The 9,351-nt window shown below is 60.6% G+C and carries 6 protein-coding genes; 5 read left to right on the forward strand and 1 reads right to left on the reverse strand.

Annotated features, from left to right (window positions below):
* Positions 1-640 precede the first annotated feature (640 nt).
* Positions 641-1,939, forward strand: a complete 1,299-nt coding sequence (locus PZH32_RS11115; protein ID WP_275208310.1) for an ATP-binding protein — start codon at positions 641-643, stop codon at positions 1,937-1,939.
* Positions 1,940-2,206: 267 nt separating this feature from the next.
* Here PZH32_RS11115 and PZH32_RS11120 read toward each other — a convergent pair whose 3' ends face one another.
* Positions 2,207-3,844 carry an amidohydrolase gene (locus PZH32_RS11120; RefSeq protein WP_275208312.1) on the reverse strand — a complete coding sequence of 546 codons (1,638 nt, stop codon included), beginning with the start codon at positions 3,842-3,844 and terminating at the stop codon, positions 2,207-2,209.
* Positions 3,845-4,534: 690 nt separating this feature from the next.
* Here PZH32_RS11120 and arcA point away from each other — a divergent pair.
* The 4 genes from arcA to PZH32_RS11140 form a co-directional block, all read left to right on the forward strand.
* Entirely contained in the window at positions 4,535-5,758 is a 1,224-nt protein-coding gene (gene arcA / locus PZH32_RS11125) for an arginine deiminase (RefSeq protein WP_275208314.1), read from the forward strand.
* A 132-nt stretch (positions 5,759-5,890) separates the two neighbouring features.
* Positions 5,891-6,889 carry an ornithine carbamoyltransferase gene (argF, locus tag PZH32_RS11130; protein WP_275208316.1) on the forward strand — a complete coding sequence of 333 codons (999 nt, stop codon included), beginning with the start codon at positions 5,891-5,893 and terminating at the stop codon, positions 6,887-6,889.
* A gap of 216 nt (positions 6,890-7,105) precedes the next feature.
* Positions 7,106-8,062 (forward strand): carbamate kinase, encoded by a 957-nt coding sequence (gene arcC / locus PZH32_RS11135; protein WP_275208318.1) that lies wholly within the window; start codon positions 7,106-7,108, stop codon positions 8,060-8,062.
* Between the two features lie 514 nt (positions 8,063-8,576).
* The coding region (locus PZH32_RS11140) for a serine/threonine protein kinase (protein WP_275208319.1) at positions 8,577-9,351 on the forward strand (775 nt) is incomplete at its 3' end.

A 9,351-nucleotide genomic window follows, 5' to 3' on the forward strand; every position in this document is an offset into this window, starting at 1 on the left:
TAGAAGGGGAGGGTCGAATGCGGGGGATGGGGTGCCGGGATAGAGCAGTGCTGGCCGGATGTTCCGTAGCCGAATGGGGCCGCGGTGCCGAGGGCACGGCGTCGCGTCTTTGAGGATGACAGAGTAGCAGGAAGGTATTAAGTTTTAGGTCAGAGCGCTGGGGGGCCGTTTCTAGACTAGAGCGGCCTAGGTTAAGACAAGAGCCTCGGGGGGGGGGTGCTCCCTGCTAATGCATTGCAATATGTCGCGCGAGCGAAGCTCATGGCGTCGGATTCCCCAATCCCGAGAATGCCCTGAGGGGCTCTTGCGCCGTCTCTCGTCGGCGCGCCCCTGGTCAGGATGCGAATTGGCTGATGAAAGCATTATACCGACTGCCAACAGCTCCAGCAACGAAGGATCGGGAAGGGCGCCCCGGGAGGGCAGCACCCGGTTGAAGCGGGCTGGCGGACCTGACAATTGAGGAAGCTGGACTGGCTTTTGAGAAGCACCAACTAATCTTTCAACTACAAAGTTCGGAAAATCGTAAATGAAAAGTTCGGAAAATCGTAAATGAAAAGTTCGGAAAATCGTAAATGGATGTTACAAAGGCCTGAAGCATCAGATACTATGTTGCTGTTGTCTTAGAAGAAAGCGAGGGGCTATGCCTTCTGATCTTTTGCCGGCTGGTGAGTATCTTCCTCGTGTTGTCGATGCCCGTGTCGAGGAGTATCTGAGTATATTCGGCGCCGTTGAAATTGCGGGAACAAAGTGGTGTGGGAAGACGTGGACGGCGTGCGCGCACGGCAGCAGCATTACTTATGTGGATAGAGTTCTTCCGCTCGTCAAGTCCGATCCAGGCGCAGCGCTCGCAGGCGATCGTCCTCACGTTATCGATGAATGGCAGCGCGCTCCTTTGGTATGGAACGAGGTTCGCCACGCTGTTGATGCGCAGCGAAAGCTGCGGGGCGCCTGGGTGCTCACGGGATCGTCCACGCCGCTTCTCAAAAGCGATACCGAAGTCGAGGCCCTTCATAGCGGGGCGGGACGTATTGGCAGGATACGCATGTATCCTATGTCGCTGGCTGAATCAGGAGATTCGTCGGGGGCTGTTTCCCTTGCCGGCCTCTTTGAGGGTCGGTTCGCGCCCGCGGCGGTTCCCGGCGATGCGGCATCGCTTGCCTCCTTGGCTTGTCGAGGCGGCTGGCCCGAAGCGCTTGATTTGACAGCGACGCAGGCTCAAATTGTCGCGCATGAATATCTCGAGCTTGTCTTTTCGGAGGGCGTGGCACGTTACGGAAAGAGCGGGCAAACAGCTCGTCGCATTGCTCTTTCTCTTGCGCGCAACGTGGGGCAATCTGCAACGTATCAAACTATCATCGACGACATATCAGCTGGTGATGAGCCTCTTGTTGCGGCTAATACGCTTGCATCGTATCTCCAGCTTTTGAAAGACCTCTACTTTATTGAAGAGGTGCCGGGGTGGGTTCCGCCGCGAAGGTCTCCGAAGCGTCTTGCGGTGAAACCGAAGCGGTATTTCGCCGACCCGTCCATTGCCTCCGCGCTGATAGGCGTGGACGAGAAGAGCCTTCTCGAAGACTGGCAAACGTTTGGTCTCGTATTCGAGAATATGTTCATACGAGATTTGTCCGTGTACGCGGGGGCTTTGCCCGCGGCGCCGGCGACCCCTGTCCGCTATTATCGTGACGATAGCGGCCTTGAGGCTGATGCCATTGTCGAACTGTCTGATGGAAGGTGGGCGGCTTTCGAATGCAAGTTGGGGAGCGCAAGCGCCGAGAAGGGCGTTGCAAGCCTTCTGCGCTTGAGGAAGAAGCTCGAGGCCAATCCTAAGGCCCGGACGCGCCCCCCCGAGTTCATGGCGGTAATCACGGGAACGGGAGAGTACGCCTACAAGGCCGAGGAGGGCGTCTACGTCATTCCTCTGAGAGCCCTCGGTGCCTAGGCGGAAAGAGCTAGTCAGTTAGAGTACCGGGGCCCGGGAGCGGGCAGGTCGAGCAGTCCGGAATAGACGCTAGGTTCCAGAAGCGGCCGGTTTGGTATCCCGAGAGCTGTCGGGATACGTGGGTTTGGTTCCCTGTTGCCCTAAAACCCCAGGTCGGGGATTTCCCAACGAAGCGGATGCGGTGCCAAACTGCCCAATCTGGGAACCTAGCATTGGGGCCGGGAGCGGGCAGGTGGAACCAAACCGCCCGACCTCCCCAGCAAGCCCCTAGTCCGCCCCGTACACTTGCTTGCCGCCCACGTACGTAGCCTGCACCTTTGCCTGCTGGACGTCCTCGGGGGGCAGGGCGAAGGGGTTGGGGCTTAGCGCTACCAGGTCGGCGTACTGGCCGGGAGCTAGCTCTCCCAGTTCGCCGGATCGCTGGGCTGCGGCGGCGCTCCCGGCGGTGTAGGCGCGCAGGGCCTCGGCCAGGGTGATGGCCTCCTCGGGCAGCCAGCCGCCTTCGGGCTCGTGGGTGTCGGCATCGCGGCGGGTGACGGCGGTATACACCGCGTCCAGGGGGTCGATGTCGGTGACGGGGGAGTCGGTACCGAAGGCCAAGATGGCGCCGGTGTCCAGCAGCGTGCGGAAGGGCCACATATAAGGTACGCGCTCGGCCCCTAGGTCGCGCTCGGGGCCGCCGGGGTCCAGCGTGATGTGGCGCGGCTGCACCGACGCGATCACGCCCGCGCGGGCCAGGCGCTCGATATCGGCGGGCTGGAAGTTTTCCAAGTGCTCGATGGTGTGGCGGGCGGATGCATCCTCCACCGGATGCCGCTCGAAAATGTCCAGGCACTGGTGGATGGCCTCATCGCCGATGGCATGGACGCGCACGGCATGGCCCTCGGCCGCCGCAGGCGCCACCAGGGCTTCCATGACCTCGGGACCCACGGTGGGGCGGCCGCAGTCGCCGTCGAAGCGCGCGTTGGTGTAGGGGTCGTGCACCCAGGCGGTGTGCTGGCTGGAAACGCCGTCGAAGAACTGCTTGAAGCCCCGTGCCTGCAAAAGCGGCCCCGTGTGCTCGGCCTGCAGCTCGTCCAGACGGCTGCGGTCTTCCAGCAGCGTGGGGAACATCGACACGCGCACCGTCAGCTCATCGTTAACTTCTAGCTGGGCATACAGGTCGTCGCGTACGAAATCAAGCCCAGGCATGGCCATGAGCGACACGTCGCACACGCCGGTGATGCCGTGCTCGTTCAGGTACCGCTCGAAGGAACGGTAAGCGTCCAGCAGTTCCTCGGTGCTGAACTCCGCCACAATGCGCGGCATGAGCTCCATGGCCGCGGCTTCGCGCACGATGCCAGTGAGGTGCCCCTCCTCGTCGCGGTCGTAGCTGCCGCCTGCGGGGGGCACTGTGTCATCGGTGATGCCCAGGCGCTCCAGGGCGCAGGAATTCAGCCACAACGTGTGGGCATCGCCCGAGTACATGGCCACGGGTCGATCAGAGTAGGCCGCGTCCAGCGAGGACTTCGAGGGCATGCCCGCTGGATCCCACAGGTAGTCGCGCCAGCCCTGAGTGAGCAGCCATGATCCCGCGGGGCGCCGCGCCGCCAAGGGCGCTAGACGCGCTACGGCGTCGGCCTCGTTGTCGCCTACGAAGCGCTCGGCCAGGGGCGAGAGGTACAGGGCAGAGTGGAAGACATGCATGTGGGCGTCGTGAAAGCCCGGCATGATCAGGGCGTCGCCGAAATCGCGTACCTCCGTGTCGGGCCCCTGCAGCTCCTCGGGCATATCGGCGGGATCTCCCACCCAGACGATGCGGTCGCCAGCTACGGCCACCGCGGCGGCGCGGGGCTCCTCTTCGGAGCCGGTAAACACTGCGCTGCTGCGCAGGATAAGATCGGCGGGAAAAAACGACGAATCCATGCAGTTGCTCCCTTCGAAATACAGCTTCGAGGGGAGTATACGCGCTTGCTGCAAATTGCTCATCTGCAAAAGAAGCATTTTTCCCAAAGAGAGGCGACGACGGTCTTTTTCCGTCAAATACGCAAAGTTGAGCGAATATACGCGCTGCTTTGCTCAGTGAGATCAAAAAGAAAACTTGACAGAGTGTTAGTAAGGTAAAGAGTTATGGGCAAACGATGATTATCGAAAAGCCCTGGATAGATACGGTGTCAATGAATATTCCGCCTACGCCTGCTGAAAAATCGGCAAGAAGCGTAAAAAAATGAGCACTCGGCTAAACTTATTGGAATATTTTTATTGCATGTGAACAAAAATGATGATACTTTGAACCCATCGACAAACAAGCTCCCGTCCGAAACAAGGGTGAGGGCGCATAGGGGCAAGGTCGAAAAAGGGTTGTGTCCAATGGGCCGCTCGGCAGGGCGGTCGCGGAGAAAATGGCGTCTCACGTGCTGTTTATGAGGGTTGTAGGGGCTTAAAACTGGCAGTAAGCACGAGTTATACCCAGCGGTAAGCCCGCTTTACCCTTTGCGATTGAGAGCCTTTCTGCCACATTGAACCTATCCGCCGCGCCGACCGCGGCGGGGCTGCGGGAGGCCGCAGCGTCTCGGCAATGGAGGCGCGAAAGACCGCGCCGGATTGGAGAGTCACATGCAAGGTGTAAACGTCAAGAGCGAGATCGGCAACCTCAAGAAGGTCATCCTTCACCGCCCCGGCGACGAGCTGCTGAACCTGACCCCCAACACCCTGGAAGAGCTCTTGTTCGACGACATCCCGTTCCTTCCGGTTGCCCAGGAGGAGCATGACGCGTTCGCCAACATCCTGCGTGCCGAGGGCGTCGAGGTGGTGTACCTCGAGGACCTCATGGCCGAGGTTATCGACGCCAACCCCGAGCTGCGCGAGCAGTTCCTGGATCAGTGGATCTACGAGGCCGGCATCCGCACCGACACGTACACGAAGATCATCAAGGACTACATCAACTCCAACTACGCGGGCACCAAGGACATGGTCATGAAGACCATGGCCGGCATCAACCTGCAGGAGCTGCCCCAGAAGGACACCCACCTGCTGGTGGACATGGTGTCCGACCGTTGCAAGCTGGTGTGCGCCCCCATGCCGAACCTGTACTTCACCCGCGACCCGTTCGCGATGATCGGCAACGGCGTGTCCATCAACCGCATGTACTCGGTCACTCGTAACCGTGAGACCATCTACGGCGACTACATCTTCAACTATCATCCGGATTTCGCCGGTACGCCCCAGTACTATGATCGCAACGACACCTTCCACATCGAGGGCGGCGACATCCTGAACATCAACGAGCACGTGCTGGCCATCGGCATCTCCCAGCGCACCGAGCCCGACGCCATCGACGCCATCGCTCACAACGTGTTCAACGACGAGACCAGCACCATCGACACCATCCTGGCGTTCAACATCCCGTCCAGCCGCGCCTTCATGCACCTGGACACGGTGTTCACCCAGATCGATCGCGACAAGTTCACCATCCACCCCGGCATCATGGGCCCGCTGACGGTGTTCGAGATCACCCCGGACGGCAAGGGCGGCACCAAGATCCGCGAGCGCAACGAGGACCTCGAGTCCGTGCTCTCCGAGTACGTCGGCGAGAAGGTCACGCTGATCCCCTGCGGCGGCGGCGACCGCATCGCGGCCGAGCGCGAGCAGTGGAACGACGGCTCGAACACGCTGTGCGTGCGCCCCGGCACCGTCGTGGTGTACCAGCGCAACAACGTCACCAACGACGTGCTGTACAAGAACGGCATCAACTGCCTGGTCATGCCCTCCGCCGAGCTCTCCCGCGGCCGCGGCGGCCCGCGCTGCATGTCCATGCCGGCCTGGCGTGAGGCGCTGTAAGGCTTTTCTCCCTGTGGCTTTTCCGGTCCCGTCTAGCCAGCCAGCACGGGGTCGAAAAAGAGGCGCGGGTCTCTTGAACCTTCGAGGGGCCCGCGCGATATAAATCGTCTGTTTCAAGTGAAAGGAAACAACATGCCTGTAAATCTCAGCGGTCGCTCGTTCCTGCGCCTTCTCGACTTCTCCACTGAGGAGATTGAGTACCTGCTCAAGCTCTCCAAGAACTTCAAGGACCTCAAGCGCACCGGCACCCCTCACCGCTACCTCGAGGGCAAGAACATCGTGCTGCTGTTCCAGAAGACGTCCACCCGCACCCGCTGCGCGTTCGAAGTGGGCGCCATGGACCTGGGCATGGGCGTGACTTACCTTGATCCCGGCAGCTCGCAGATGGGCAAGAAGGAGTCCATCGAGGACACCGCCCGCGTGCTCGGCCGCTTCTACGACGGCATCGAGTTCCGCGGCTTTGCCCAGACCGACGTTGAGGACCTGGCTGCCAACGCTGGCGTGCCGGTGTGGAACGGCCTGACCACCGAGTGGCATCCCACCCAGATGCTGGCCGACATCCTCACCGTCCAGGAGAACTTCAACTACGACATCAAGGGCAAGACCCTCGTGTTCATGGGCGACGCCGCCAACAACGTGGCCCGCTCCCTCATGGTGGTGTGCTCCAAGCTGGGCATGAACTTCGTGGCTTGCGGCCCGAAGGAGAACATGCCGGACGCCGAGCTGGTGAAGACCTGCGAGGCCATCGCTGCCGAGAACGGCTGCACCGTGAAGTGCACCGAGGATGTCAAGGAGGCCTGCACCGGCGCCGACGTCATCTACACCGACGTGTGGGTGTCCATGGGCGAGCCCGACGAGGTGTGGGCCGAGCGCATCAAGCACCTCGAGAAGTTCCGCGTGACCAAGGAAGTTATGGCCATGGCCAACCCCGACGCCATCTTCCTGCACTGCCTGCCGGCCTTCCACGACACCAACACCACCATCGGTGCCGACATTGCCGAGCGCTTCGGCGTCACCGAGATGGAGGTCGAGGACGAGGTCTTCGAGTCCAAGGCTTCCAAGGTCTTCGACGAGGCCGAGAACCGCATGCACACCATCAAGGCTGTCATGTACGCCACCCTCTGCGGCTAATTCCCAGAGCGCTTTTGACGGGGGCGGGCTTTCCGCCCCCGCTTCTTCTTACTATTTGACAACGGAAGAGGTACTTGACAGTTGGTCAAGGGAAACCTCCGTAGAATCAATTCCGTTGCATGTTTTGTTCCTTGTGGAACCACTGTCTCGTCTCTCTTGCATGCAACCATAGATGCGAGACTGGCTGGTTCACCGAAAAGATTGAGGTGAAATCTAATGGCTTACGAAAAGGGCAGCGGCAAGTCCGTCGTCATCGCTCTGGGCGGCAACGCTCTGGGCAACAACGCCGAGGAGCAGCTCGAGCTGGTGCAGAACACCGCCACGCACATCGTGGAGATGATCGCCGAGGGCACCAATGTTATCGTCTCCCATGGCAACGGCCCCCAGGTCGGTATGATCAACAACGCCTTTGACATTGCGGCAGCCAACTCCGACAAGGTGCCGGTTATGCCCTTCCCCGAGTGCGGCGCTATGTCCCAGGGTTACATCGGCTACCACCTGTCCCAGGCTATCCTGAACGAGCTGCGTCGTCGCGGCATCCGCCGCTCCACGGCCGCCGTGGTCACCGAGACCCTGGTGGACGCCAACGACCCGGCGTTCCAGGATCCCACCAAGCCCGTGGGCGCCTTCCTCACCGAGGAAGAGGCCAAGAAGCGCGCCGAGGAAACCGGCTGCGTCTTCAAGGAGGACGCTGGCCGCGGCTGGCGTATGGTGGTCGCCTCTCCGAAGCCTGTTCGCCTCGTTGAGTTTGACGCCGTGCAGGACCTCATGAACGCTGGCTACGTGGTAGTGGCCGGCGGTGGCGGCGGCGTGCCGGTCATCGAGAAGGATGGCGCCTACGTGGGCGTGCCGGCCGTTATCGACAAGGACCGCTCCTCCGCGAAGATGGCCTCTGACTACAAGGCCGACATGCTCGTCATCCTGACGGCTGTTGAGAAGGTTGCCATCAACTTCGGCAAGCCCGATCAGGAGAACATCTCCCACATGACTATCGCCGAGGCTCGCGAGTACATCAAGCAGGGCCAGTTCGCCCCCGGCTCCATGCTGCCGAAGGTGGAGGCTTGCATCGAGTACCTCGAGGCCTACCCGGCCGGCAAGGCGCTCATCACCTCGCTCGAGTGCGCGGCCGCTGGCCTGCGTGGCGAGACGGGCACCGTCATCACTGCCAACTAAGTGTTGCCGTCGGGGGCTGTCCCTCGTTTTGCGACCATTAGGCGCGTCTTCCCAGTAGGGAGGGCGCGCCTTCTTTTTTTGAGCAGGGGTGCAAAGAGGGGGAAGAGGCTCGCGGACATCGGGTTTTCCTCGGTGGGGCTGCCTAACTGACAAGCTGTCAAACATTAAGATGAGGGTGTTCATCAAATTTATAAATCTAGCCCATGGTAGCTGACTCGCTCTGATTATTTGCTGACCAAAAAGCCTAGCGATGACCCTATTAATACTCAAATTATTACGTTCGTCCTGTTTTTGTGCTTCTATAAACCATTTTGTGCACGTTGTACATATGTCAATTAGGAAGGGGTCAAAAATATATCGTAAACGGGGCACTTATTATCTTGCAGGTGCTCAAAAATAGTGCTATATTGGCTGTGTTGATAAAACGGAGCCAATTGGTGATCGGTTTTGTCAATAATTCCTATTCCTCATCGTCGCGAGTGCGGTTAAGGCGCGCTCAAGAAAGGAATGAACCATGGCAAAGATCGTTAGCTCTTGGAACGACTGGGATCCGCTGAAGCGCGTCATCGTCGGCCGCTGCGACAACTCCGTCATCCCGCCGGAGGAGCCCGCCACCTCCGAGAAGGTGCCCGTCGACTCCGCTATGCGCGGCATGTGGGGCCCCCGTCCCCTTGAGACCGTCGAGCGCGGCAACGAGTGCCTCGAGAACCTCGTGAAGATCCTCGAGGACCGTGGCGTCGTCGTCGACCGCCCCACGCCCCTGCAGTGGAACCAGGCCATCGGTACGCCCGACTTCCGCAACGACTCCATGATGACCTGCATGCCCCCGCGCGACATCCTGCTCACCATCGGCAACGAGATCATGGCCGCCGCCAACTCCTTCCGCTGCCGTTACTTTGAGTACCTGGCCTACTGGGACCTCATGGAGATGTACTTCGAGCAGGACCCGGACTTCAAGTGGACCCAGGCCCCCCGCCCGCGCCTGACGGACAAGTCCTACAAGCACAACTACTACGATGAGAAGATCACCCTCGAGGAGCGCCTGGTGCGCACCGCCAACAAGGACTTCGTGACCACCGAGGTGGAGCCCATGTGGGACGCCGCCGACGTGATGCGCATGGGCAAGGACCTGTTCATCCAGCACGGCCTGACCACCAACCGTGCCGCCATGGACTGGTTCCAGCGCTACTACCCCGAGTACCGCGTGCACGCCGTGAACTTCCCCGGCGACCCGTACCCGATCCACATCGACGCCACCTTCGTGCCGCTGCGCCCCGGCCTGATCATCA

The organism is Adlercreutzia equolifaciens, from assembly GCF_029076695.1.
Classification (GTDB): Bacteria; Actinomycetota; Coriobacteriia; order Coriobacteriales; family Eggerthellaceae; genus Adlercreutzia; species Adlercreutzia equolifaciens_A.

What these genes read in the sequence shown, in the direction of transcription:
- PZH32_RS11115 (WP_275208310.1), top strand. Translation starts at nt 641, where the DNA reads ATGCCTTCTGATCTTTTGCCGGCTGGTGAGTATCTTCCTCGTGTTGTC.
- PZH32_RS11120 (WP_275208312.1), bottom strand. Translation starts at nt 3,844, where the DNA reads ATGGATTCGTCGTTTTTTCCCGCCGATCTTATCCTGCGCAGCAGCGCA.
- arcA (WP_275208314.1), top strand. Translation starts at nt 4,535, where the DNA reads ATGCAAGGTGTAAACGTCAAGAGCGAGATCGGCAACCTCAAGAAGGTC.
- argF (WP_275208316.1), top strand. Translation starts at nt 5,891, where the DNA reads ATGCCTGTAAATCTCAGCGGTCGCTCGTTCCTGCGCCTTCTCGACTTC.
- arcC (WP_275208318.1), top strand. Translation starts at nt 7,106, where the DNA reads ATGGCTTACGAAAAGGGCAGCGGCAAGTCCGTCGTCATCGCTCTGGGC.